Origin of the sequence: Pseudomonas frederiksbergensis (genome assembly GCF_035751725.1) — a bacterium.
Lineage (GTDB): Bacteria > Pseudomonadota > Gammaproteobacteria > Pseudomonadales > Pseudomonadaceae > Aquipseudomonas > Aquipseudomonas frederiksbergensis_A.
The window spans coordinates 3481294-3506969 of sequence record NZ_CP142104.1 but is presented as its reverse complement, the minus strand read 5'-3'; the positions used below and the strand labels follow the sequence as shown (position 1 = coordinate 3506969).

The 25676-nt window shown below is 59.1% G+C and carries 26 protein-coding genes; 7 read left to right on the top strand and 19 right to left on the bottom strand.

All coding sequences use genetic code 11. From position 1 onward, the window contains the following. The first annotated feature begins 191 nt into the window (after positions 1–191). Positions 192–1325 carry an FAD-dependent oxidoreductase gene (locus VQ575_RS15460; RefSeq protein WP_082112080.1) on the top strand — a complete coding sequence of 378 codons (1134 nt, stop codon included), beginning with the start codon at positions 192–194 and terminating at the stop codon, positions 1323–1325. Between the two features lie 44 nt (positions 1326–1369). Here VQ575_RS15460 and VQ575_RS15455 read toward each other — a convergent pair whose 3' ends face one another. The 6 genes from VQ575_RS15455 to VQ575_RS15430 form a co-directional block, all read right to left on the bottom strand. Beyond that, positions 1370–2065 (bottom strand): EthD domain-containing protein, encoded by a 696-nt coding sequence (locus VQ575_RS15455; protein WP_232916644.1) that lies wholly within the window; start codon positions 2063–2065, stop codon positions 1370–1372. 307 nt (positions 2066–2372) lie between these two features. After that, complete coding sequence (locus VQ575_RS15450) at positions 2373–3734, bottom strand: purine-cytosine permease family protein (protein WP_039589578.1); 1362 nt, start codon at positions 3732–3734, stop codon at positions 2373–2375. A gap of 5 nt (positions 3735–3739) precedes the next feature. Next, positions 3740–4417 carry a cysteine hydrolase family protein gene (locus VQ575_RS15445; RefSeq protein WP_039589579.1) on the bottom strand — a complete coding sequence of 226 codons (678 nt, stop codon included), beginning with the start codon at positions 4415–4417 and terminating at the stop codon, positions 3740–3742. An 89-nt stretch (positions 4418–4506) separates the two neighbouring features. Beyond that, the gene (locus VQ575_RS15440) at positions 4507–4659 is read right to left on the bottom strand and encodes a hypothetical protein (protein ID WP_198724814.1); all 153 of its coding nucleotides are present in this window, start codon (positions 4657–4659) and stop codon (positions 4507–4509) included. Positions 4660–4721: 62 nt separating this feature from the next. Next, entirely contained in the window at positions 4722–5765 is a 1044-nt protein-coding gene (locus VQ575_RS15435; RefSeq protein WP_045156219.1) for an LLM class flavin-dependent oxidoreductase, read from the bottom strand. A 36-nt stretch (positions 5766–5801) separates the two neighbouring features. Further along, positions 5802–6287 carry a flavin reductase family protein gene (locus tag VQ575_RS15430; RefSeq protein ID WP_039589581.1) on the bottom strand — a complete coding sequence of 162 codons (486 nt, stop codon included), beginning with the start codon at positions 6285–6287 and terminating at the stop codon, positions 5802–5804. A gap of 324 nt (positions 6288–6611) precedes the next feature. Between VQ575_RS15430 and VQ575_RS15425 the strand changes: the two genes are divergently transcribed. Continuing rightward, positions 6612–8018, top strand: coding sequence for a purine-cytosine permease family protein (locus VQ575_RS15425; protein ID WP_325917880.1), 1407 nt, complete (start codon positions 6612–6614; stop codon positions 8016–8018). Between the two features lie 146 nt (positions 8019–8164). On the opposite strand, the gene VQ575_RS15420 is transcribed toward VQ575_RS15425, so the two are convergent. From VQ575_RS15420 to ribBA, 5 genes are all read right to left on the bottom strand, one after another. After that, complete coding sequence (locus VQ575_RS15420) at positions 8165–9316, bottom strand: ABC transporter ATP-binding protein (RefSeq protein ID WP_039589583.1); 1152 nt, start codon at positions 9314–9316, stop codon at positions 8165–8167. A gap of 17 nt (positions 9317–9333) precedes the next feature. Beyond that, positions 9334–10143: an ABC transporter permease gene (locus VQ575_RS15415; RefSeq protein ID WP_030142570.1), complete on the bottom strand. Its 810-nt coding sequence runs from the start codon at positions 10141–10143 to the stop codon at positions 9334–9336. Positions 10144–10149: 6 nt separating this feature from the next. Further along, complete coding sequence (locus tag VQ575_RS15410) at positions 10150–11082, bottom strand: ABC transporter permease (RefSeq protein ID WP_198724826.1); 933 nt, start codon at positions 11080–11082, stop codon at positions 10150–10152. Further along, positions 11079–12104 (bottom strand): ABC transporter substrate-binding protein, encoded by a 1026-nt coding sequence (locus VQ575_RS15405; RefSeq protein WP_198724828.1) that lies wholly within the window; start codon positions 12102–12104, stop codon positions 11079–11081. Before VQ575_RS15405 ends, VQ575_RS15410 begins: the two co-directional genes overlap by 4 nt. Positions 12105–12333: 229 nt before the next feature. Next, positions 12334–13443 (bottom strand): bifunctional 3,4-dihydroxy-2-butanone-4-phosphate synthase/GTP cyclohydrolase II, encoded by a 1110-nt coding sequence (ribBA, locus tag VQ575_RS15400; protein ID WP_039589590.1) that lies wholly within the window; start codon positions 13441–13443, stop codon positions 12334–12336. A gap of 82 nt (positions 13444–13525) precedes the next feature. Between ribBA and VQ575_RS15395 the strand changes: the two genes are divergently transcribed. Beyond that, complete coding sequence (locus VQ575_RS15395) at positions 13526–13819, top strand: DUF1330 domain-containing protein (protein WP_039589592.1); 294 nt, start codon at positions 13526–13528, stop codon at positions 13817–13819. A gap of 6 nt (positions 13820–13825) precedes the next feature. On the opposite strand, the gene VQ575_RS15390 is transcribed toward VQ575_RS15395, so the two are convergent. The 8 genes from VQ575_RS15390 to VQ575_RS15355 form a co-directional block, all read right to left on the bottom strand. Beyond that, complete coding sequence (locus VQ575_RS15390) at positions 13826–14389, bottom strand: NUDIX hydrolase (protein ID WP_039589594.1); 564 nt, start codon at positions 14387–14389, stop codon at positions 13826–13828. Positions 14390–14391: 2 nt separating this feature from the next. Further along, positions 14392–15144: a GntR family transcriptional regulator gene (locus VQ575_RS15385; protein WP_039589596.1), complete on the bottom strand. Its 753-nt coding sequence runs from the start codon at positions 15142–15144 to the stop codon at positions 14392–14394. A gap of 85 nt (positions 15145–15229) precedes the next feature. Next, positions 15230–15619: a carboxymuconolactone decarboxylase family protein gene (locus VQ575_RS15380; protein WP_039589598.1), complete on the bottom strand. Its 390-nt coding sequence runs from the start codon at positions 15617–15619 to the stop codon at positions 15230–15232. Next, positions 15616–17091 (bottom strand): NAD-dependent succinate-semialdehyde dehydrogenase, encoded by a 1476-nt coding sequence (locus tag VQ575_RS15375; RefSeq protein WP_039589599.1) that lies wholly within the window; start codon positions 17089–17091, stop codon positions 15616–15618. Before VQ575_RS15375 ends, VQ575_RS15380 begins: the two co-directional genes overlap by 4 nt. Before the next feature lie 65 nt (positions 17092–17156). Then, the gene (locus VQ575_RS15370) at positions 17157–17642 is read right to left on the bottom strand and encodes a flavin reductase family protein (RefSeq protein ID WP_039589600.1); all 486 of its coding nucleotides are present in this window, start codon (positions 17640–17642) and stop codon (positions 17157–17159) included. A 12-nt stretch (positions 17643–17654) separates the two neighbouring features. Continuing rightward, positions 17655–19136, bottom strand: coding sequence for an aldehyde dehydrogenase (locus VQ575_RS15365; RefSeq protein WP_039589602.1), 1482 nt, complete (start codon positions 19134–19136; stop codon positions 17655–17657). Further along, entirely contained in the window at positions 19133–19966 is an 834-nt protein-coding gene (locus VQ575_RS15360; protein WP_039589603.1) for an alpha/beta fold hydrolase, read from the bottom strand. Before VQ575_RS15360 ends, VQ575_RS15365 begins: the two co-directional genes overlap by 4 nt. Before the next feature lie 43 nt (positions 19967–20009). After that, on the bottom strand, positions 20010–20600 hold the full coding sequence (locus VQ575_RS15355; protein WP_003182108.1) for an amino acid synthesis family protein: 591 nt from the start codon (positions 20598–20600) through the stop codon (positions 20010–20012). Positions 20601–21016: 416 nt separating this feature from the next. On the opposite strand from VQ575_RS15355, the gene VQ575_RS15350 reads away from it, so the two are divergent. From VQ575_RS15350 to VQ575_RS15335, 4 genes are all read left to right on the top strand, one after another. Then, positions 21017–21844 (top strand): helix-turn-helix domain-containing protein, encoded by an 828-nt coding sequence (locus VQ575_RS15350; protein ID WP_039589608.1) that lies wholly within the window; start codon positions 21017–21019, stop codon positions 21842–21844. Positions 21845–22085: 241 nt separating this feature from the next. Then, positions 22086–23390, top strand: a complete 1305-nt coding sequence (locus VQ575_RS15345) for an ABC transporter substrate-binding protein (protein ID WP_235433081.1) — start codon at positions 22086–22088, stop codon at positions 23388–23390. A 524-nt stretch (positions 23391–23914) separates the two neighbouring features. Beyond that, positions 23915–24499 (top strand): DUF1349 domain-containing protein, encoded by a 585-nt coding sequence (locus VQ575_RS15340; RefSeq protein WP_325917879.1) that lies wholly within the window; start codon positions 23915–23917, stop codon positions 24497–24499. Positions 24500–24713: 214 nt separating this feature from the next. Next, on the top strand, positions 24714–25625 hold the full coding sequence (locus tag VQ575_RS15335) for a LysR family transcriptional regulator (protein ID WP_039589616.1): 912 nt from the start codon (positions 24714–24716) through the stop codon (positions 25623–25625). The last annotated feature ends 51 nt before the right edge of the window (positions 25626–25676 follow it).

Below are 25676 nucleotides of genomic sequence, written 5' to 3'. Positions count from 1 at the left end.
GCCGCCAGCGATACCTCGGATTGTGCAAAGCGATTTCAGCGCTGGAATCCGATTCGATAGTCTCGTGGCTGATCCGGCATTTTACGTCGGCATTTCCCTATTTCTGCGGCGTTGATGCGATGACGCCGCAGAGCTCGTCGGTGCGCCATGCAATGTCTGCCCGAGTGAATAAGAATAATTAGGAGAGCGTGATGATTGCAGCAGTCAGTAAGGTCCTGGTGATCGGAGGCGGATTCTCCGGTATGACCGCGGCTATCCAGCTCGCCCGCCAGGGCGTCGAAGTGGACCTCGTCGAAATCGATCCGTTGTGGTGTCCTTTGGGGGCGGGGATTACGCTCAGTGGGCCCACGCTGCGAGCGCTTGATACGGTTGGGATTCTGGAAAGGGTCGCCGGGGAAGGGTACCTGTCGACCAATTTCGATGTGTTTTCACCGGTGGGCGACCTGATCGTGCAATTGGCGCTTCGCCCGCCGGTCAGCGATAAACCGATTCCCTGTGGTGGCGGCATCCTGCGCCCGGTACTGGCTCGAATATTTGCCGACAGGACGCGGGAAGTGGGGACCCGTGTGCGCCTGGGCATCACCTACGACAGCGTCATCGAGCATGACGATGGCATTGACGTGTCTTTCACCGACGGGACCACTGAACGCTATGACCTCGTCGTTGCCGCTGATGGCGTGCATTCGCGAACGCGAAAGGACTTTTTCCCGCAAGCACCCTCGCCAAAACCCATTCATCAGAGCGTCTGGCGCGCGGTGCTGAAGCGTCCGCCGGAAATCGTGCGTCCCAGTCATTGGCTGGGACGCACCAAGGTTGGCGTCAATCCGATCTCCGAAACGCACATGTACATGTTCCTCATGGAGAACCGCGAGTTTTCCGAGTGGATCGATCCGGCCAGTTGGCCGGGTGAAATGGCGCGCCTGCTAAGTGAGTTTCCAGCCCCGATCCTGCAAACGCTGGTGCCGCAACTGTACGAGACGGGCGCCAATATCGACTATCGTCCGCTGGCCAATCTGTTGGTGCCGCTGCCCTGGCACAAGGGTCGTATCGTGCTGATCGGCGACACAGTGCATGCCACCACGCCGCACCTGGCCTCCGGAGCTGGCATCGGTATCGAGAGCGCCATCGTGCTTGCCGAAGAATTGCTCGGCAATAGCAATCTACAGACGGCCCTGAGCCGGTTCGAAACGCGGCGCTGGGAGCGTTGCCAACTCGTGGTCGAGAACTCCGCACGGCTGTGCGAGATAGAGAAAAGTGGTGGGGACAAGGAAGAGCATGCGCAGATCATGCGGGAGTCTACTGCGACGTTGGCTGAGCCTATCTGAGTGATCGCGACCCTTCTGAATGGGAAGGGTCGCGCTGCTGGTCTTCAGGAGCAGTGATCGAAAATAACGACCTCTTTGACGTAGGCAAAAAAAGACGCCGATGTCAGCGCGACGCCGTCCTCGGCAAGTTTTTGAAACAGCGCTCGCTGATACTGCCTAAAGAAAGAAAAGTCCGCTTCATTTTCAAACCACAGGCTGGAGGCACCTTCGTATACGTTGATGTTCGGCCCGAAATAGGCCGTCACCTTGTCACCCTCGGGTAAGTACCGGGAGCGAACATACCGGCGTAAGGCGTTCTGGAAGCCAGGTTGTTCCCGGGTAATGCTCTCGTGAGCTGCGTCCCAAGCGTCGAAAAAACGATCGAGCGCCATGGCTGGATTCTTCTTCAGCAGGATCATCACCTTCCATGGGAGAGGCGCTGTAGCGGTGCTAGCCGTCTCCAATTCATCCATCAATTGAGCGAGCTGCTCGGAAAGGTCAGCGAAGTTCCTTGCATCGGGGCCTACGGTTTGCTGCGTATAGGGATCGCTGAAGGTGCGAATCAAACCTGGCGCGTCTTCAAAAAACAGCTCCGTAATGGAATCTTTGTGGAAGGACTGTGCGTAGGCATTGTCGGCGTCAACCCCGAAAGCCGCGTCGATGACATGGTTCTGCACGTACCTTTTAACGCCTAACGGCTTGGCTTTAGCGATCGCTCCGTGTGTGTGCTCCACATAGTTTAAAAACTCGGCATGGGTCATTCCGGGTTTTCTGCGTACAGCGGCTAGGATTTTTATCATGAGCGTGTTCTCGCTTTTGGCAGGGGCAACGGGTCTTGAACCTGATAGGCACTTGGTGCGGTTGTTATTCATCTGATTGTTTTTCAACACCAAAATATAAGGCCAGGTTTGTCCCGCAAACCAATCGGTATTCGTGCTGGTAGGTATCGCGCACTGACATGCTTAACGAGCGTTGAGCACGTTTCGTTATCGCCCATTGCCTTGGGCCATCTGCGATGTGCCGTCGAGCGAAGGACAACGCCGGGTATCGCACCCGGCGTCGGGGCTATCAGGACAATTCGCTGACTTCCAGGGTTCGCTTGTCCCGTTTCATCAACCCGTAATAGCTCAGGGCCGGCACCAGCAGCCCGACGATCCAGGCCAGGTCTACGCCATCCAGGGCATTGGCTACCGGACCGACATACAACGTTGTGTTCATGAAGGGGATTTCCAGAACGATCGCCAGCACGAAACTGCCGCAAGCGATCCAGTTGATGCGCCCGTAGATCCCGTCTTTGTCGAAGATGTCATCGATCCGGTACCGGCCTTTGCGCAAGCAGTAGTAATCCACCAGGTTGATCGCCGTCCAGGGGATAAGGAAGTAACTCATGAAGAAAATGAAGTTGAGGAAAAAGTTGATGAAGTCGTCCTGGCTGATGGTGCACAAGGCCGTTGCCACCAGACTGATCACTAGCATGAACACACCACGCACTCGAGGCGTCACCTTGAGCCGCGCGAAGGGTTCGATCACGGTGATGGTCGACATGAAGGCGCCGTACAGGTTGAAGACGTTGATCGACACCTGGCCATAGATAATGAAGGCGAATAACAGCAGCGCACCGCTACCAAACAACCCCGCGACATGGCTGCTGACGTTGCTGGAAAAATCCGTGATGCCAACGCTGAGAATCGCCCCGAGAATCATCATCCAGGTCCCACCGCTGACCGTGCCCGCGTAGCTGTACCAGAACACTTTGACGGCTGACGTACTGCTCGGCAGGTAACGCGAGTAGTCGGCGACATAAGGCGCATAGGACAGTTGCCAGGTCACGGCTATGCTCACCGCCACCAGAAATTTCGACAACGAGAAACCCGTCGGCAGCCATTGTTCGGCCGGGACCGGCAACTGCAAGGCGAGCACCGTAGCGGCGATAAACACCAACAGCGATAGAAGCGACAGTACTTTCTGCAGGCGATGAATCAGGCGATAGCCATAGAGCGCGACGACAAAGCACAATGCTCCGATCAGGTAGATATTGCCTGTGGCCGGCAACGGACTGACGGACTCCAATGCCTGCGCGGCGAGCAAGGTGTTGCTGACGAAAAAGCCCAAGTAAATGAGCATCACGAACAGCAGCGGCAGCACGGCGCCCAGCACGCCGAACTGCGCCCGGCTCTGGATCATTTGCGGGATGCCGAGCTTCGGTCCCTGGGCAGAATGGGAGGCCATGAAAATCGCCCCCACCAGTGAGCCGACGATGATCGCCAGTGCGCTCCAGAACAGATTCAACCCCATCGCTACCGGCAGCACGCCGGACGCGATGGTCGTGACGTTCATGTTCGCGCCAAACCAGATGAAGAACAGAGAGCCGGGCTGGCCATGGCGTTCTTGCTCAGGGATGAAATCGATGCTTCTTTTTTCGACTTGCATGGCGATTACTCCTGAGTCCGGACGAGATGGGTTTGCAAACGGGCGATGGTGCTTTCCAGCTCATGGGGCTGGTGGGCGAACAAGTCCGGACGCTCAGGGATCAGGCTTAGGTACTTGCGGTTTTCCAGGGCTCGCAGGCATTCGGCGCAAGTCAGGATTTCCAGCGCGTAGACCCAGTTGGCCATGATCAACAGCGCCGAGTAGTGTCCCGCTGGCGTGGTCGTCGTGCAGGCATCGCTAACCAGCTGGATATGAAAACCCAGGGCGAAAGCATCGAATGCCGTGCTGAGCACGCATACATCGGTCTGCACGCCGCAGATGATCAGGGTATCGACCCCGAGCGCCTTGAGGCGGGCATCCAGATCGGTGCGATGGAAGGCGCTGTAACGGCTCTTGTCGATAACGATTTCTTCAGGCTGCGGCGCCAGGCGTTCGATGATTTCCACTTGGCGGGTGCTGGCACGGTAACTGCTGGGACCGCCATCGGCCGCTAGCGGTTCGCCATGCGGCAAGTCACTGCCGTCGGCCTGATTGATGTGGCGGGTATAGATGACAGGCACCCGCAGGCGGCGGGCGGTCTCGAGCAGGGCGGCGGTGTTGGTTTGCACCGTGTCGAAGTGGTCCAGGACGAAACCGTCCTCCTGCTGCATGTCGATGATCAACAGCGCGTTTTTATTGTTCATTGAGCAAACCTGATCATGGCGAAGCATAAAGCACCGGGCGCGCCTCGTGATGACGAGACGCGGGTGCATGTATTCCAGTTCGGTTGTGCTCAGTGAACGGGTTGCCAGAAACCGTTCTGCTTGGCGGTAACGCTGGCGCGCAGGCGCTTGAAATGGAGATGCGAAGCGGTCCATTCGCCGCGCATGTAAACCTGCTCGGCGCCGGAGGGAAGGGCAAGTGATGGGCGCAGATCATTGATCATTGAAATCGACCCTACACGTCAGTCAGCCCCCGGCTTCGCGTCCGAGGGGCAGGTTGGTGGACTCAGCGAAACGCCGGGACTACATGCTTGATAAACAGCTCCAGGGATTTTTTCTTCTCCGCGTGGGGCAGGCTGTTATCGCACCAGAAGCTGAATTCATCAACACCCAGTTCCTGGTAATACTTGATGCGCGGAATGATTTCCTCGGGGGTGCCGATCATGGCGGTCTTGTGCAGGCTTTCCAGTTGGAACTCCGGACGCTCGGCGAACTTTTCTTCAGGGCTCGGTTCCAGGAAGCCGTTGACCGGTGTCGTCTTATTACCGAACCAGGCATCGAAGGTGCGATAGAACTTCGAAATCGCCCGGGCCCCGATCTTCCAGCCTTCGGGATCGTCGACGGCATGCACGTGGGTGTGGCGCAGCACCATCAATTGCGGACGCGCCACGTCGGGATTGTTGTCCAGGGCCGCCTGGAACTTGTTCTTCAGGTCCAGCACTTCTTCGTCGCCTTTCATCAACGGCGTGACCATGACGTTGCAACCGTTGGCGACGGCGAAATTATGCGAGTCCGGGTCGCGGGCGGCGATCCACATCGGCGGGTTGGGCTTTTGGATCGGCTTGGGCACGCTGGTGGAGGTGGGGAATTTCCAGATATCACCGTCGTGGGCGTAGTCGCCTTGCCACAGGGCGCGCACCACCGGAACCATTTCCCGCAGGGCTTGGCCGCCGGAGGAAGCTGGCATGCCGCCGGCCATGCGGTCGAATTCCACTTGGTAGGCACCACGGGCCAGGCCGACTTCCATGCGCCCGTTACTGATCACATCCAGCAGTGCGCATTCGCCCGCTACCCGCAGCGGATGCCAGAACGGCGCGATGATGGTGCCGGCGCCAAGATGGATAGTGGTGGTCCTGGCGGCCAGGTAGGCGAGCAATGGCATCGGGCTTGGCGAGATGGTGTATTCCATGGCGTGGTGTTCGCCGATCCAGACGGTGCTGAAGCCACCAGCCTCGGCCATCAGGGTCAGTTCGGTCAGGTCTTCGAACAACTGGCGGTGGCTGACACTTTCGTCCCAACGCTCCATGTGCACGAACAGGGAAAACTTCATGACGCTTACCTCGGATCTTTATTATTGACTGTCGATTCAGGCGAGGACGGGCAGGGCGCCCATCTTGCCGTGGCAGTACACCAGCGGACCGGCGGTGTGCTGCGGCACTATCAGGTTCTTCACGGCGCCGACCATGATCGCGTGGTCGCCACCTTCATATTCGCGCCATAGCTCACATTCAATGATAGCCGTGGCGTTGGCCAGGATCGGATTGCCCAGTTCGCTCAACGTCCATTCGATCCCTTGCGCCTTGTCCTTGCCTTTGCGGGCGAAAGCGTAGGCTTCACTTTGCTGACTGCCGGAAAGCACGTGGATGGCAAAGCGTTTGTTCTTGATCAGTACCGGATAGGAGTCGGAGCTGTAGTTGGGGCAGAACAGCACCAAGGCCGGCTCCATGGACAGCGAGCTGAACGCGCTGGCCGTGAGGCCGACGATCTGCCCGTCGTCATCCAGCGTGGTGATCACCGTTACCCCGGACGGGAACGAGCCCATGACTTGTTTGTAGACGGCGGCATCGATCATTGGAAGGGTCCTCGGGTGCTGGAGCATGGTTCTTATAGGTTTGTAGGTCTTATGGTATACCGTAATACGTCGTTTGCAAGGGCTTTTTATTTCCGCCGATAAACGCATTTATATGGGACAAAGCCCAATGTTTACGGGGGCTATCGTGCAAGGTTGGGTGTGTTGAACCCTCATAAAAGCGGATCAGCTTGCCCTTCAACGATCGGATCAGTCTTGTGAAATGTTGGAATACCATAATATGGTTCGCATCTGAGGAGCCGCCGAAAAGCGCCTCTGGTTTGGCTTCATACAAATACAAGATCAGACAAACTCGAGTTCATGCACATGTCCCAGATGTCCCGGCAAGACCCGTTAATCGAGAATCACACGGTCGATTACGTCCCACTCGCGGAACGCCATGGCAGGGCCCGCGACCTGTTTACCCTTTGGTTCAGCACCAACATCGCGCCACTGCCCATCGTTACCGGCGCCATGGTCGTCCAAGTGTTCCATCTCGATCTGCTCTGGGGGCTGCTGGCGATTGCGCTGGGGCACCTGATCGGCGGTGTGGTGATTGCGCTGGCATCGGCCCAAGGGCCGCGCATGGGCATTCCGCAAATGGTCCAGAGCCGTGGCCAGTTCGGCCGTTACGGCGCGCTGCTGATCGTGTTCTTCGCGGCGATCATCTACGTCGGCTTTTTCATTTCCAACATCGTGCTGGCCGGCAAATCCATCGTCGGCATCGCGCCGTCGGTGCCGGCGCCGCTGAGTATTCTGATCGGCGCACTGGCCGCCACCGCGATCGGGGTGATCGGCTACAACTTCATCCACACGCTCAACCGCATTGGTACCTGGGTGATGGGCGGCGCGTTGCTGGCCGGATTCATCTACATCTTCGCCCATGACTTGCCGGCGGACTTCCTGACTCGCGGCAATTTCAACCTGTCCGGCTGGCTGGCCACGGTGTCGCTGGGGATCATCTGGCAGATCAGTTTCTCGCCTTATGTGTCGGACTACTCTCGTTACCTGCCGGCGGATATCGGCATCGCCAAACCGTTTTGGGCCACTTACCTGGGCGCGACGCTGGGCACAATCCTGTCGTTCAGCTTCGGCGCCGTGGCTGTGCTGGCGACGCCGGAAGGCACTGAAGCGATGGATGCGGTAAAACAATCAACCGGGTGGCTGGGGCCGATTCTGATGGTGCTTTTCCTGCTCAACATCATCAGCCACAACGCGCTGAATCTGTACGGTGCGGTGCTGTCGATCATCACCTCGATACAGACATTCGCCAGCCAGTGGACGCCGAGCATCAAGGTGCGCGTGGTGTTGTCGAGCGTAATATTGGCCGGTTGCTGCCTGGTCGCCCTCGGTGCGTCGGCGGATTTCATTTCTGAATTCATCGGGCTGATCCTGGCGCTGTTGCTGGTATTGGTGCCGTGGGCTTCGATCAATCTGATCGACTTCTACCTGATCAAGCGTGGCGAGTACGACATCACTTCGATCTTCCGCGCGGACGGCGGGATCTACGGGCGCTTCAATCTCCACGCGATCATTGCTTATTTCATTGGCATCATCGTGCAATTGCCGTTTGGCAACACGTCGTTGTACGTCGGCCCATACGCCAATCTGGTCGAGGGTGCGGATCTGTCTTGGCTGGTGGGCTTGGTGGTGACGTGCCCGTTGTACTACTGCCTGGCAACACGCGGGCAAACCCGGCATAGCAAAGCGGCGCGGTTGAGCTACACGGACTGACCAAGCGTCAGCGATTATTCGACCTGCAGTTGAAACCATCGCATCCGCATCACCTTGGCAGCAAAAAAAAAGGTCACCACAGCCCGACGCTGTGGTGACCCGAGGGTGACAATGAAAAAACGGGCCCACCTTGGTGGGCCTTTGTCTTAGTGAGCGCCAGCAGCCTTGTTGAGGTCGCTTTCGGCCCATTCGGTATATACGCATGCATCGGCGGTGGCCCAGCGCACTCGCACCGGGTCGCCAGCCTTGAGCGGCATGCCTGCGGCGGACAGCGCCTTGACGGTCATGGCCGTTCCACCGGACGTCACTACACTGCAAGTCTGGCTTTCGCCGAGGAACAGCACTTCCACGACCTTGGCCGAGACTTCGTTCCAGCCGGCCGGCAGCAGGTCCTGGGTGGCTTGTTCGACGCTCAGGGCCAACGCTTTTTCCGGACGCACCATCAGCAACACATCCTGCTCGGATTGCAGGCCGGCGGTCAGGCGGATCGACAGCGATTGGCCTTCGAACGTCGCCGCAGCATTGCCCTGGGCCTTGAGCTTGAGGAAGTTGGAGTTGCCCAGGAACGAGGCGACAAAGGCGTTCGGCGGGTTCTGGTAGAGGTCATAGCCGCTGCCCAGGCCGACGATCTTGCCATGGCTGAAAATGGCGATGCGCTGGGACAGGCGCATGGCTTCTTCCTGGTCATGGGTGACGTAGACGATGGTGATGCCCAGGCGCCGATGCAGCTGGCGCAGTTCATCCTGCAAGTCTTCCCGCAATTTCTTGTCCAGGGCGCCGAGGGGCTCGTCCATCAGCAGGATGCGTGGCTCATAGACCAGCGCCCGGGCAATCGCCACGCGCTGCTGCTGGCCGCCGGACAGTTGCGAAGGGCGGCGATGGGCGAATTCTCCCAGTTGCACCAGTTTGAGCATAGCGTCGACCCGCCGTTCGCGCTCGGCACTGGCCAGTTTGCGAATCGCCAGGGGAAAGGCAATGTTGTCGCGCACCGACAGATGGGGGAACAACGAGTAGCGCTGGAACACCATGCCGATGTCGCGCTTGTGTGGCGGCACGTTGACCAGGGATTTGCCGTCCACCAGGATCTCGCCGCTGCTGGGAGTTTCGAACCCGGCCAGCATCGACAGCGTGGTGCTCTTGCCCGAGCCGCTGGAGCCGAGGAAGGTCAAGAACTCGCCGTCCTGGATCTCCAGGGAAATATCGTCCACGGCGGCAAAGTCGCCGTAATGCTTGTTCAAGTTGCGCAGGCTGACCAGGGTCTTGTTGTTCTGTTGTGCGGGGTCTTTGACAGCACTCATTGTGTTCTCCTAGGCGCTCAAGCGCTGATTTCATTGCGCCGGCGCAGGGCGGCGGCGATCACCATCACCAATACCGAGAGGCCGATCAGCAGCGTCGAAGCGACGGCGATCACAGGCGTCAGGTCCTGGCGCAGGGTGGTCCACATCTTTACGGGCAGCGTCTGCAGGGTCGGGCTGGCCATCATCACGCTCAGCACCACCTCGTCCCATGACACCAGGAACGCGAACAGCGCACCGGCGACCATGCCCGGGCGAATCGCCGGGAACGTCACCTTGAACACCGCTTGCAGGCGCGAGGCACCGCAAATCACCGCCGCATCCTCGATGGATTGGTCGAACAGCTTGAGCGAGTTGATGATGGAGATAATGGTGAAGGGCAGCGCGACGATCACATGGCTGACCACGAAGGCGAACATCGTCCCGGTGTAGCCGAGCTTGAGGAACAGCGCGTACACCGCCACAGCGATGATCACCAGCGGCACGATCATTGGCAGGGTGAACAGGCCATAGAGCATTTCCCGGCCCGGAAAGCGCCCGCGTACCAGGGCAAACGCGGTGGGCAAGCCCAGGGCTACGGCGCAGACGGTGGTCAACACCGCGACCTTGAGGCTGGTCAGGGCCGCGCTCATCCAGTCAGGATTGGAAAAGAACTGGCCGTACCATTTGAATGTCCAGCCCGGTGGCGGAAACACCAGCCACTGGGACGAGCCGAACGACAACAGCACGATGAACACGATCGGCAGCAGCAGGAACAACGCGATCACGCCAGTGGTGAAATACAAGCCGAACCGCATGCGCCGGCTCATGGCATTGGGTGTCAGGAGCATGACGGCTTACCTCGCGTTGCTGGCGCCCACCGGGGATTCCGGCTGGAGCTTCAGATAGAAGTAGAACAACACCAGGGTGATCGCCACCAACAAGGCCGCGCCGGCACTGGCCAGGCCCCAATTGAGGAACGATTGCACCTGCTGGATGATGAATTCCGGCAGCATCATGTTTTGCGCGCCGCCCAGCAGTGCCGGCGTCACGTAGTAACCGAGGGACATCACGAAGACCATCAACCCGCCCGAGAACAGCCCCGGCCGGCAAAGCGGCAGGAATACCCGGAAGAAATTGGTCCAGGGACTGGCGCCGCAGATGGAGCCGGCCTGCAGGATCATCGGGTCGATGGCCTGCATGGTCGCCTGCAACGGCAGGACGATGAACGGGATCATGATGTAGCTCATGCCGATCACCACGCCGGTGAGGTTGTGCACCATCTCCAGCGGCTGGTCGATGATGCCCAGGGCCATCAATGCCTTGTTCACCACTCCCGATGCTTGCAGCAGTACCAGCCAGGAGTAGGTGCGGGCCAGCAGGCTGGTCCACATCGACAGCAGCACGATGTTCAACATCCAGCGGCCCCAGCCACGGGGCACCAGGGTGATTGCCCAGGCCAAGGGGAAACCCAACAGCAGGCTGAACAGCGTCACCAGGCCGGCCACCGAGAACGTATTGAACAACACCCGGGCATAGGCCGAGTTGGCGAAAAGTTGCTCGTAGTTGCCCAGCCCGGGCACCGGTTCCAGCACACCACGCAGCAGCAGGCCGATCAGCGGCGCCAGGAAGAACAAGCCAAGGAAGAGCAGGGCAGGCAAAAGGTTGCCGGCCCCGCGCCAGCGTTGCAGCCGCGACGGCGTTTGCGGCTTAACGGCCTGGACGGTTGTCGCACCGGCAGCGCCAGCGGCGCCCCCGGTGTGACGAGGTGCCGTTGCCGATATTTTCATTTGACCAGCCATTCGTTCCACCGTGTCGCGATGTCCTGACCGTTCTTGGCCCAGTACGCAAAATCAAGCGTGATCTGATCCTTGGCGTAGGCGGTCGGCAGGTTGGGAGCGAGCACCGAATCCAGGCGTGCGACGCTGTCGACGTTGACCGGGGCGTAGGCGGTCAGGTTGGAAAAGTCAGCCTGGCCCTTGGCGCTGCTGGCGTTGGCCAGGAACTTCATGGCGGCGGCCTTGTTTTTCGAGCCCTTTGGAATGACCAGGATATCGGCCATGACCAGGTTCTGCTTCCAGCTTACGCCGACCGGGGCGCCGTCCTGTTGCAGGGCGTAGATGCGGCCGTTCCAGAACTGGCCGATGCTGGCTTCGCCGGACGCGAGCAGTTGTTGGGATTGGGCGCCGCCGCCCCACCAGACGATGTCTTTCTTGATGGTGTCGAGTTTCTTGAAGGCGCGGTCCAGGTCCAGCGGGTAGAGCTTGTCCTGCGCCACGCCATCAGCCAGCAGGGCCAACTCGAGCACGCCGGGGCTTGGCCATTTGTAGAGAGCGCGTTTGCCGGGGTAGGTCTTGGTGTCGAACAGCGCCGACCAATCCGTTGGCTTGCCCGCGCCGAGCTTGCCTTCGTTGTAGCCGAGCACGAACGAGAAGTAAAACGAGCCGACACCGTGGTCGGAGACGAAACGCGGGTCGATCTTGTCGCGCTGCACCACCGAGAAATCGAGAGGTTCGAGCAGGCCTTCAGCGGCGGCACGCAAGGCAAAGTCGGCTTCGACATCGACCACGTCCCACTGCACGTTACCGCTTTCGACCATGGCCTTGAGCTTGCCGTAGTCGGTGGGACCGTCCTGGACCACGGTGATGCCGCTGGCCTTGCTGAACGGGTCGGCCCAGGCCTGTTTCTGCGCGTCCTGGGTGCTGCCACCCCAACTGACGAAATTGACGCTTTCAGCGGCCATCGATGCTTGGCTGGTGACACTCAGCAGGCCGGCAAAAAGAACTGCGGCTGCACTTTTCTTCAACACCATTTTCACGCCCTCATTGTTGTGTTTATTGAATGGGCTTCTGTTTGCCCACCTATCGGGAGCTTTGGGTCAATCGGTCTTGCAACTGACCGCGCCAAGGGAGGTTGGAGCGCTCGGTCTATGGAATATCATATTATGGTATTCCAAACTTTCTGCAAGCACTTTGCCGTACCGGTTATCCGTCTGGCTGGTTTTCTTGCGCACCCACAGGGGGAGTGTGTGTTGCTTCGGGTTATCCGGTGAAAGGAATACTCTCCACCACCTCCAGGTCATACCCGGTCAACCCTGCGTACTTGAGCGGCGGCCCCAGGTGTCGCAACTTCCCAACGCCCAGGTCCTGCAGAATCTGCGCCCCGGTGCCTACTTCAGAATAGATGCGCGATTGGGAACGGCTGAATTGTCGTGGTGGCTGGGTCAGTTGCGGTACGCGTTCGAGCAGCGCTTGGGAGGATTCGTGGTTGGCGAGTACGACCACCACGCCACGGCCTTCTTCGGCGACTCGTTGCAATGCCGCCCACAACGTCCAATTGGACGGGCCGTTGTATTCGGCACCGACCAGGTCCCGCAGTGGGTCGATCACATGCACGCGCACCAATGCCGGCTCTTCCCGGCGGATGTCGCCCATGACCATCGCCATGTGCACGCCGCCTTCGATGCGGTCTTCAAAGGTGAACAGGCGGAAGGTGCCGTGCACCGTGGGCAGTTCCCGTTCGCCGATGCGCACGACGGTGTGCTCGGTGCTCAGGCGGTAGTGGATCAGGTCGGCGATGGTGCCGATCTTGATGCCGTGCTTGCGAGCGAAAATCTCCAGGTCCGGGCGGCGGGCCATGGTGCCGTCATCGTTCATCACCTCGACGATCACCGATGCAGGTGTGAAACCCGCCAGGCGTGCCAGGTCGCAACCGGCTTCGGTGTGCCCGGCCCGGGTCAGCACACCGCCTTCCTTGGCCCGCAGCGGGAATATATGCCCTGGCTGCACAATATCGTTGGGCCCCGCGTCGGCGGCTACGGCAGCGGCGACAGTGCGTGCCCGGTCGGCGGCGGAAATACCGGTGGTCACGCCAGTGGCGGCTTCGATGGACACGGTGAACGCCGTGCTGAACACGCTGCCATTGCTCGGCACCATCTGCTCGAGGCCCAGGCGCTGGCAGTGTTCGTCCGTCAAGGTCAGGCAGATCAGCCCTCGCGCTTCACGGGCCATGAAGCTGATGGCCTGGGCGTTGCAGCAATCGGCTGCCAGCAGCAGATCCCCTTCGTTTTCCCGGTCCTCGTCGTCCACCAGCAACACCATCTTGCCGAGGCGGTAGTCTTCGATGATTTCCTGAATGCTGTTAAAGGCCATGTTGGGCTCTCTATATTGAGATGGGTGCAGAATGGATAGGACACGTGGTATACCATAATACAAAATAAACCGAGAGGTCACTATGAAGGCGTACTGGATTGCTCACGTGGATGTCACCTACCCCGATCAATACAGCCATTACACCCAACGCGCGCCGGCGGCTTTCGCCTTGTATGGCGGTCGAATGCTGGCCCGGGGCGGGCGCAGTGAAGCGATGGAGGGCAGGGCCACGCCGCAGCGCAGCGTGGTGATCGAATTCGATTCTTATGAGCAAGCGGTAGCTTGCTACCACTCGGAGCAATATCAGGAGGCGAAGAAGCACCGCGAAGGCGTGGCCCGGGCCGAGGTGATCATTGTCGAGGGCGTCGCGCCCTGAGGTGTATCAGCGGATGAAGTGGATCTTGCCGCTGTCGTCGTTGCCCATGTAGATGCCGTAGACCCCGGCCTGGCGTTCCTCGATATAACGTTCGAGGATCTGCCGGATGGCCGGGTAGTAGATGCTGTCCCACGGAATTTCATCCGGGGCGAAGAACTGGTAGGCAAGGGTTTCCGGGCCGAACTGCCCGGTGATCTCCAGCGCGGTGGCGCGGAAGATGATGTACACCTCGCTGATCTTCGGCACGCTGAAGATGGAGTAGGGCGAGACGATTTCGGCGCGCACACCGGTTTCTTCCCAGACTTCCCGCAGCGCGGCCTGTTCGGTGGTCTCGTTACCCTCCATGAAACCGGCCGGCAGCGTCCAGGTGCCGGGGCGCGGCGGGATGGCGCGTTGGCACAGCAGGTACTTGCCGTCCTGCTCGATGATGCAGCCGGCAATGATCTTCGGGTTGACGTAGTGAATATAGCCGCAACCGCCACACATCAATCGCTCATGGGTATCGCCCGCTGGCAGGCGGTGATCGAGGTCACTGCCGCCGCACTTTGGACAAAAGCTCGGGCTGAACATGGCTAGCGGCCTATGCGAGGTTCTTTGAGGGCGATGGGCGGGATGATTTCGGGGATTTCACCGGTCTCTTCCTGTTTGCGCTTGAGGTATTCCAGGGCGACCTTGGCTGCGGCGCGCACGTGGTCGACGCAGGCCTGGTGGGCGGCCAGGGGATCGCCGCTCTTGATCGCCTCGACCATGCGTTCCATTTCCTGGTTACTGCTGCCGCGACGGTTTTCCTGGGACACCGAAGTCGCCCGCAGATAGCTGATGCGCGCCTGCAACTGGCGCAACTGGGTGGCGGCGACGTGGTTGCCGGAGCCTTCGAGCAGCACGTCGTAGAAGCCTTGCACCGAATCGATGACTTGTTGCAACTCGCCTTCCTTGAGGGCCTTGCGGTTTTCCTCCAGGGCTTTTTCCAGGGCCTTGATGTCCTTGGCCTTGGCCCGCAGGGTGAACAACTGGACGATCAGGCCTTCGAGCACGCAACGCAGTTCATAGATGTCAACGGCGTCGGCCAAGGTGATGATCGCGACCCGTGGGCCCTTGGCATCGGCGAATTCGACGAGCCCTTCGGACTCAAGGTGACGCAAGGCTTCGCGTACGGAGGTGCGGCTCACGCCCAGGCGATCGCACAGATCGCGTTCGACCAGGCGATCACCCGGCAGGAGCTGGAAGTTCATGATGGCGCTTCGCAGTTTATCCAGCACGATTTCGCGCAGCGTAACGGGATTGCGATTGACCTTGAAGCTGTCGTCGAGTGGCAGGCGTTTCATGGGGTCCGCTCTGATTGTGGCTGTCCTTGCAAAAAGAGCACTCCGATCCAGGATCATCGTGCTCAGGTCATCAAACAGCCAAGGGTTAACTGGAGGCCTCGGCATCAGCTTCGGCAAATGCTTCACGGGCGAGCCGGAAACTGTCTACGGCAGCGGGAACACCGCAATAAATACCGACCTGAAGCAGAATTTCGCGTATTTGTTCACGGCTCAGCCCGTTACGCAAGGCGCCGCGTACATGCAGCTTGAGTTCATGGGGCCGATTGAGGGCCGAAATCATCGCCAAGTTTATCATGCTGCGCTCTTTAAGCGACAAACCCTCACGCCCCCAGACGTGACCCCAACAGTACTCGGTGACCATCTCCTGAAGCGGACGGGTGAAGTCATCGGCGTTTTTGATCGAGCGGTTCACGTAGGCTTCGCCGAGCACCTGGGTGCGGATTTTCAGGCCTTGTTCATATTTTTCGTTGCTCATCGTTGTGCGCTCCCATCGTCGTCCAGGCCACCCATCAGGGTGTATTTGAGCTCCAGGTAATCCTCGATTCCGTACTTCGACCCTTCACGGCCCAGCCCAGAGGATTTGATCCCGCCAAAGGGCGCGACTTCGGTGGAAATCAGCCCTTCGTTGATCCCGACCATGCCGTACTCCAATGCTTCACTCATGCGCCAGGCCCGGCCCAGGTTGCGGGTGTAGCAGTAAGCCGCGAGGCCGAATTCGGTGTCATTGGCCAAGTACACAGCCTCGGCTTCGGTGTCAAAGCGGAACACGGCGGCCAACGGGCCGAACGTTTCCTCCCGGGCGACTTTCATCTGCGTGGTGACGCCGGCCAGGACGGTCGGCTGGAAAAAACCGTGGCCCAAGGCATGTCGTCCACCACCGCAGAGCAATCGGGCACCCTGGGTGAGGGCGTCGCGTACATGGTCCTCGACCTTTGCCACGGCGCGTTCGTTGATCAGTGGACCCTGGTTGACGCCTTGCTCAAACCCGCTGCCGACACTCAACTGCGCGACTCGCTCGGCGAGGCGCGCGACGAAGGCGTCGTGGATACCGGCCTGGACGAGAAAACGGTTGACGCAAACGCAGGTCTGCCCGGCATTGCGGAACTTGGCGACCAGCGCGCCTTCCACGGCTCGCTCCAGGTCAGCGTCGTCGAAGACGATGAACGGCGCGTTGCCGCCGAGTTCCAGCGAGACTTTTTTCAACGTCGGCGCACATTGCGCCATCAACAGTTTGCCAATGGCCGTGGAGCCGGTGAACGACAGCTTGCGCACCAGAGGGCTGGCGGTCAGCTCACCACCGATGGCGACGGCGTCGCCGGTGATGACGTTGAATATGCCCGGTGGAATCCCCGCCTGTTCCGCCAACGCGGCCATGGCCAGCGCCGAAAACGGCGTTTCCGGCGCCGGTTTGACGATGCACGGGCAGCCGGCCGCCAGCGCCGGGCCGGCCTTGCGGGTGATCATCGCCGCAGGGAAGTTCCACGGGGTGATGGCCGCGACCACGCCGATCGGTTCCTTGCTGACCACAATGCGCGCATCGCCTTTGTGGCTGGGAATGGTGTCGCCATAGATGCGTTTGGCTTCTTCGGCGAACCACTCGATGAAACTCGCAGCGTAGAGGATTTCACCCTTGGCTTCGGCAAGGGGCTTGCCCTGTTCCAGAGTGAGGATTTCTGCCAGGGCGTCGGCGTGCTCCAGCATCAGCCCATGCCAGCGTTTGAGCGTCTGGCTGCGTTCTTTGGCGGTCAGTGCGCGCCATGCCGGCCAGGCTTTGTTTGCGGCCTCAATGGCTTGGCGAGCATGTTCGGCGCCGAGGTTCGGCACCTGGCCAATCTTTTCGCCGGTGGCCGGGTTGTAAATGTCCTGATGGGCGCCGTCGGGCGCCTCCAGCCATTGGCCGTCGATGTAGGCTTGCTGGCGGAACAGTTGCGAGGCTGCTGGGTTCATGCCGGCTCCTGGAAAATGTGACGAACCCCTGTGGCAGCTTGCTCCCACAGGGTTTTGTGTAGATGTCAGGCCAAGGTGGGCAGTGGGCCCAACTTGCCTTTGTGATAAATCATCGGTGTGACCGGTTGCTCGGGCAGAATCAGGTTTTTCACCGCGCCGACGATGATCGCGTGATCGCCACCGTCGTATTCACGCCACAGCTCGCACTCGATGATCGCCGTGGCCTTGCCCAACAGTGGGTTGCCCAGTTCGCTGAGGTGCCACTCGATGCCCTTGGCCTTGTCCTTGCCTTTGCCAGCAAACGCATAGGCTTCGGCAGTCTGCTCGGCCGATAGGAGATGAATCGCAAACTGCTTGCTGTTACGCAGGATCGGGTAAGTGTCCGAGGCATAGTTCGGGCAGAAAAGCACCAGGGCGGGATCGATCGACAGCGCACTGAAGGCGCTGGCCGTGATGCCGACGATGCCACCGTCCGGGTCCAGGGTGGTGACCACCGTGACCCCGGAAGGGAACGAGCTCATGACGTCTTTGTAAATGCCGGGTTCGATCATGTCGGCGGTCTCCTAGCGCATCACGAAGGGATCAGGCATGGGGGCCTGAGAGAGGTTGATCCACACCGTTTTCAGCTCGGTGTAGGCCAGCACCGAATCGATGCCGCTCTCGCGTCCATAGCCGCTGTTCTTGAAACCGCCGATCGGCGCCATGGCCGAGACAGCACGGTAGGTGTTGACCCAGATAATCCCCGAGCGAACGTCCCGGGCCAGGCGATGGGCTCGCCCCAGGTCGCGGGTCCAGATGCCGGCGGCGAGGCCGAACTGCGAGTCGTTGGCAATCGCCAGCGCTTCGGCTTCATCTTTGAAACGGATGACCGAGGCCACCGGACCGAACACCTCTTCCTGCATAATCTTCATCGAGTTGCGGTCGCATTCGAACAGGGTTGGCTCATAGAACCAGCCATCCCCCAGATTCTCTGGACGCTTGCCGCCCAGACGCAGACGCGCACCCTCGGCCACGGCATCGGCTACCAAGCCTTCGACCACGGCCAGTTGTTGCGCAGTGGCCATCGGGCCCATTTCGCTACTGTCTTCCTGCGGGTTGCCGATGCGGATGCGCTTGGCGCGTTCGACCAGACGATCGACGAACTCATCATAGATTTCGTCCTGCACCAGCAGCCGTGAGCCAGAGACGCAGCTTTGACCTGAGGCCGCATAAATCCCCGCAATCGCGCCGTTGATCGCACTGTCCAGGTCGGCATCGGCGAAAATGATATTCGGTGATTTGCCGCCCAGCTCCAGCGACAGCTTGGCGAAGTTCTCCGCGCTGCTGCGCACCACATGCCGGGCCGTGGCCGCGCCGCCGGTGAAGGCGATCTTGCGCACCAGCGGATGGCGGGTGAGGGCGGCGCCCGTGCTTGGGCCATAACCGGTGACCACGTTGACCACGCCCGGCGGGATGCCGGCTTCCAGCGCCAGGCGAGCCAGTTCAAGAATGGTTGCCGAGGCGTGCTCGGACGGTTTGATCACAATGGTATTGCCTGCCGCAAGGGCCGGCGCCAGTTTGATTGCAGTGAGGTACAGCGGGCTGTTCCAGGGAATGATCGCCGCCACCACGCCCATGGCTTCATGCACCGTATAGGCAAACATGTCCGGCTTATCGAGGGGCAGGGTGCCGCCTTCGAGCTTGTCGGCCAGGCCTGCGGTGTAGTGGAAGAACTCCGGCAGGTAGCTGACCTGGCCGCGGGTTTCGCGGATCAGTTTGCCGTTGTCGCGGCTTTCCAACTGGGCCAATTGTTCTTTGTTTTCGGCAATCAGGTCACCAAGACGACGCAGCAATTTGCCACGAGCGGTAGCGCTCAGGCCGCGCCAGGCCGGGCTGTCGAAAGCCGACTGCGCAGCCTGCACGGCGCGCTCGACATCGGCTTCGTCGGCATCGGGTAATTCGGCCCAGGCTTGAGCCAGGGCCGGGTTCAGGCTTTCAAAGGTCTTGCCGGAGAGGGCATCGACCCATTCACCGCCGATGCACATCTGGAAGCGTGCGAGTGTCATGCAACGATCCCCTTTATTTGGTTTTGTCGGGCGTTAACCGTGTCGAGAAATTCCAGCAACAGCTGGTTGACCAGGCGCGGCGATTCCACGGGCATCATATGCCGCTGCTCGGCGAGCACCGCAACGGTCGCACCGGGAATTCGCTCGGCCAGTTGCTCGGCCATTTCCGGCGTAGAGCCAGGATCCAGTTCGCCCGTGGCGACCAATGTCGGCACCTGAATACTCGCCAGATCTTCCGCGCGGTACATATCTTGAGTGGCGAACAGTTCATAAGTGGTCAGGTAACCCTGCGGATCGTTCCCTGCCAAGGTCTGGCGCAGCGCGGCGATCTGCGCCGGATTGGCCGCCTGATATTCACGGCTGAACCAGCGCGACAGGGCGGCTTCGGCGTTGGCGTCCGGCCCGTGCTCGGCGGCCTGCGCGGTGCGCGCAATGACGCCGGCGCGCTGTTCGGCGCTGCGATTGAACACGCTGTTGAGCACCACCAATCCTTGCAGGCGCTGCGGGTAATGCAGGGCAAACGCCCGCGCCACCAGCCCACCCATGGAAAAGCCGATCACCGTTGCCTGGGGCAGTTGCAAATGATCGAGCAACTCCAGCAGTTGGTCGGCATAGCCCAGCAGGGGCGTGCCGCTTTCCGGGCGTGGGCTGGCGCCGTGGCCCAGCATGTCGTAGGCAATCACACGGTACTTCGTGGCCAGGCCAACCACCTGGCCGCCCCACATTTCTTTGTTCAGGCCCACGCCGTGGATCAAAACCACGGGCTGGCCTTGGCCGGTCGCCAGGTAACTGGTGCCCGCCGGGGTGAGTTCAGCGGTGAGCCGAATCATGGAGCGCTCCTGCATGCCTTCTTGTTGTTCTGATCAACCTTGATTACTGGGCGTTTTCGGCAGCCAGTTCTTCCAGGTCGATGTAGCGGTTGCCGATGCGCGGGTGCAAGCGACCGCCGTCGGCGCAGCCCAGCACCACGACGATCTCGTCGGCGCGGGGGGCGTCTTCAATTTGCATTTCCAGGGTGATGTAGTGTGACCGCAGGCCTTCGTCGTCCTTGTGCATCATCGGAATCTGAATCGAGGTGCCAGGGCCGCCGCGCTTGTTGGTGAAACTCAGATAACTCTTGGCCTTGACCGCTTCGCGGTAGTGGTTGCCGAAGCGCAAGGTGTGGATGACGGCCGAGGCGTGCTCGATTTCACCGTCGGCGCCTACTACAGCGGCCTTGCCGTAGGCTTCGATCTTCTCGGCGCCGCCGATGATGCCGACCAGGCGTTCGACCATCAGCGCGCCGAGGTCGGAGCAGTTGGCGCGGATTTCAGGCTTCAGGTCTTCGACAAAGCCGCGACCCAGCCAAGGGTTTTTCATCACGACGGCCAGCCCGACCATGGTCACAGGCTTGTCAGTAGCCTTGCCGCCTTCGATAAAGGTTTCTTCGACATAGCTGACGATCTTGCGGATTTCGAAACTCATGAGCTGCTCCGGTTGGAATGAAAAAGCTTGTGCGTCTGATGGTATACCATAATACCAGCAGTGCAAGCCCCTGAGATGAGTTTGTGATTGGAAGACGATAGAAGGAGGGTAGGGGTCTTGAGCGCGATTGCTCGAAGCACACCGATGACTCAGGACCGATTATAGAATTGCAGGGGGCGAAGGTTGTTGGGCGATGACGCGCCTGATAGGGGAAGCACCTGCCTCGGCGCTGAGGTTAATAAAGGTGAGCGGGTTCAGACCGAGACATGTGTATCGGTTGAACACCCCTCGCCCAGGCGCTATGGTCGGGCTTGGTGCTTACGTCGATCACGGCTTGGCGCTGCCAAGCTCAGGAACGCGATCCGAAGCGGCGATCAGCCCAGTATGTTGTTCATTGTGGCGTTAGGAATATTTTAATGGCGAGCTCCAATTCAGCCCGGTCGATGCAAGACTTCAGTGAAAACTTGCGCCTTCTCTGCGGGTACTACAAGTCGGTGGCGATGGTGTGCCGCTCCCTCGATATCAACCGCCAACAGTTCAACAAATACCTGGGGGCGCAGGCGACTCCCTCGCTCTTCACCCTTCGCAAGATATGCGCTTTTTTCGGGGTGGATGAGGATGAAATATTCTCCGAGCACGAGTCGTTCCGCGCTCTGCTCAACAGGCAGCGCACGGCGCGAGAGCCGGACAGTGCTGTACCAACCGATTTTTTTCCAAGCTCCGCGCAGGAGCTGTCGAAGTACCAGGGTTACTACTTCGTCTATTTGATGTCGCCCTCCGGATCAGGGGAGGTGATCAAGTCGATAACCCGCCTGACCCGTTCCGGCAACAAGATATTGAGTAAAACCTACGAGCGAGTGAGGTTGGGTGATGACCAACTGAAGAGTTTCGGCATCAATAAATATCGGGGGTTCTGCTTTGCCTCATCCGATCTGATTTACATCGTCGAGCACGAATACCTATCGTCTCGGGGCTATATCTGGTCGGCGCTTTACCCCTCCTACCGCAGTCGTTTCCGCTTTCTCAATGGCTTGGTGCTTGGCGTCTCCGGTGACAATTTTCGACGTCCTTTTGGTGCTCAGATTGTGTTTGAGTACTTGGGCGAGTCGATCGATCTGCGCAACGCGCTTTCCAGTTGCAGCTGCTTTCCGGTCGATGCCCCTGAGATCCCCAGCGAGGTCAGGGCGCGGCTGCTGATCCGCCCGTCCGAGGGTGAGTTCAACCTTGTTCCGCCGTTGTTCTAACCCTGCCTTGAAAACAGACGCTAGGTGACGCTTTCAAGCGTCATCGGGCGTTTTTTTCTTAGTGTTCGCGAAATTGAGCTGGCCGTACGGCAGATCAATAATGGGCCACAACGCTCAGGCAGGTTCACGACCGACCAATCACGTCGTCCATCCAAGTTGGATTAAGGCCTGCTCGTGCAAGTGATTCGCTGCGCCCATCATAAAAATAAGAGGAACACCAATGAACTTCAAAAGAACCTTGATGGCAGGGTTGATGGCGCTTTCCGTTACCGCGCCGTTGACCAGTGGCTTGGTGTGTGCGGCCAACAATACCTTGGTTGTCGCTGACCGAGCCTCTTTCAAGGATTGGGATCCAGCCTCGGCGTTTTCGGAAGAGGTGAGGGTGCTGGGTAATATCTACGAGACGCTTCTTGTCTATAACGCTCCGGGCAGTGCCGAGGAGTTTTCCCCTGGGCTGGCCACGTCCTGGGAAAGCAGCGACAACGGCAAGACCTGGACCTTCAAGCTGCGACACGGCGTTAAGTTTCATGACGGTTCGGCGTTCAATGCCGCAGCGGTCAAAAAATCCATTGAATACGTGAAGGCGCTGAAACAAGGCGCTGCGTATGTATGGAAAGCGTTGGATTCCGTCGAGGTCGTCGCTGACGATACGGTGGTGCTCAAGTTTCAAAATCCCACGCCGGCCAATCTGATCGCGGCAGGTCAGTACGCTGCTTACATCATTGCACCAGCGGCAGTGGAAAAAGGGCACGACTGGATGATGGCTCCCAACGCGATCGGAACCGGCCCTTATAAGCTTGGGCAGGTCGAACAGGGCCAGCAAGTGGTGCTCGAACGTTTCGATGGCTACTGGGGCGGCTGGAAAGAAGGGCAATTCGATCGGGTCATCGTAAAAGTCGTGTCCGAAGCCTCTACCCGTACCCAGATGATCAAGAATGGCGAGGCCGGTGTCGCCTGGGATATTCCTCTTGACCAGCTCAAGGTGTTGGGAGAGAACCCTTCGATCAAAGTGAGCACCGCGCCTTCGTGGAAGAACTTCCAGTTTCTGATCAATACCCAGAAGTACCCTACGGACAACCTGGCATTTCGTCAGGCGCTGCAGTATCTCTGGGATTACGACAGTGTCACCAAAGATATTCTGCATGGCTACGGCAGCGTTCCCAAGGGCCCGTTGCCCAGCAGTATCTGGGGGCATGCCAGCGTGCCCATGGCTTCTTACGATCTGGATAAAGCCCGACAATTGTTGGAAGCCTCCGGTGTACCCAAGCAGGACTGGAAGGTCTCGATGCAGTACATCAGCGGTGTCTATGCAAACGCTGCTGAACTGTTCCAGGCGACGGCGTCTCAGGTTGGCTTGGAAGTGGAGTTACGCCCCGGCGAGTGGGGGGTGATCTGGGATAAGGCCAAGAAGCTGGACACCGCTCCCAACCTGCAATCCATGGCTTGGTGGCCGACGTATCCGACACCCAGCGATTGGCTTTTCAGTGAGTTTCATACCGAGAAGACAACGCTGTTCAATCTGTCTCATTACAGCAACCCACGCTGAAGCGCATGTCCCCCGGTGCGTGATTTTGTCGTGAAAAATTCTTGGCGCCCATGGCAGCATCGCATGACCCGCAACACTTCCCACCCTACTCTGATAACCACTTGGTTATTTCTCCTATCGCTGCACCCAATGCTTGCTGGTTGTGCAAGAGCAATGTTAAAGCGTCCGCCGTTACGATCTTATAGTTCTAGGTTTTGGCAGCGATCAATGACGTCCAGGCTGACCTGATTTTGAGCTCCTGAAAGAAATGCAGGGCGAAGGGCGAGAGGAAAGCATGGTGGTGCGTGAGGGAATTGGCCGTCGTAGTCTTGTTGAACGCTCCCTCGCACTAACAGAGTTTGGCCTGGGGCGCATTTAGTTCGGCTCGGACTGGCCCGTCTGCACCACCGCAGCGACTTACGCACAAGTCAAGGCTATTGCTGAACGACTCGTCAAAACGCAGTCTGAGATAGCTGCGCGTTTTATGAACTCAACGCCATCGACGCCTATCACTTGCGTTAACATTTGGACAAAGGGATAAAACTATGAGCATCGACATGCGTACCGGAACGTGGCTGAACCCACCCGCAGATTGGGTGGCGGATGGAACCGGCCTCACGATCACCACCGATGAGCAAACCGACTTCTGGCGTAAAACTCATTACGGCTTCATGCGAGATACCGGTCATTTCCTGGGTTTCCCAACGGCTAGCGAATTCACTGCGCAGATTCGTATCCAAGGTGAATTTCGTACCCTTTACGATCAAGCCGGCCTGATGGTGCGAATTGACGAAACGCGCTGGATAAAAACGGGGGTGGAGTTCACCGACGGTGAATTATTTCTGAGTACCGTCGTCACGGACGATAAATCGGACTGGTCAGTCTCCCAACCTTTCAAAGAACTTGAAGACTTCTATCTGCGGGTCACTGTCTCAAAAGGCTCCCTGCGGATCCAGGCCTCCTGTGACGGCATTTTCTGGCCTCTGCTGCGTCTGGCCCCGTTCCCGGAAGCAGACAGTTATGAGGTGGGGCCGACAGCTTGTACGCCTGAGCGCAGCGGTCTCCAAGCGCGCTTTTCCGAGTTCACCATCGGCCCGGCGACCACCAAAGAACTTCACGACTTGAGCTAAAGAACTTCCCATGCTGAGACGCCGCCGGGCATCTCGTAGGCCGTCGTTGATCTCTGAACACCTTGAGCGGCGATAAATTGCCGCCGATCTGGTCGCTGGTGAGACGCAAGAAATCGCCGCGTGCCGCCGCTGGATTTATAGGCACACATTGAATTCTATGACTACGGCTGCACTAGGTTAAGCTAGTTTTTCTCTCCATTGCTGGAAACGTCTAATGCTCCATAAACAGCTCATCCGGCGCCTGGACCTAGTAACCCTGCAGTTGTTCGTGGCTGTCCATGAGGAAGGCACATTGACGCGCGCTGCATCGAGAGAAGCCATCGCAGTTTCGGCTGCCAGCAAGCGGTTGGTGGAGCTTGAAGTGGTGCTGGGCATACCCTTGTTTTCGCGCACTGCAAAAGGAATGACGCTGACGGCGGCGGGTGAAACGCTCTTACACCATGCCCGTCGTATGCTGACCGAGGTCGAGAAGGTTGGTATTGAGGTTGGGGAGCACTTGCAGGGGCTGCGTGGCTACGTTCGCATGCTTGCCAATCTGTCGGCGATCATCCAGTTCTTACCGGAGGATCTGCACGATTTCGTATTAAATCATTCTCAAGTGAAGGTTGATTTGGAAGAGCGCCCTAGTGATGGGGTAGTTCAAGGCATCATCGACGGTGTGGCCGACGTTGGTATCTGTTCAATGGATAGCGATTCGCAAGGTCTCTTCAGCGTGCCATATCGCAGTGACCGCCTTATCGTAGCCATGCGCAATGACCATCCGCTAGCAAGCTTTGACGAAGTCGCATTTCTACAGACATTGAAATACGACCAAATAGGCCTGCACTCCGCCAGCTCCATCAATAACCGTATCCATGCAGCGGCGAAAGCGCTGGGCGAACCCTTGCGTCTGCGTATTCATGTTCCAGGTTTCGACGCAGTGTGCCGTATGGTTCAAGCCAATATGGGCATCGGCATTCTGCCGCTGAAAGCGTTTGAGCTATTCGGAAGGGGGTTGGGCCTGACAGCGGTACACCTCAGTGATGAGTGGTCCAACCGTACGCTAATGTTGCTGGTGCGTGAGCGCGAGTCCCTGTCGCCGGTTAGCCGGTTGTTATTTGATCATCTCCAACAATCCCAGCCTTGAAACATTCGTTCGCGAAACGCGAACACCCCTTTCCAAATCACCGTTGGATTA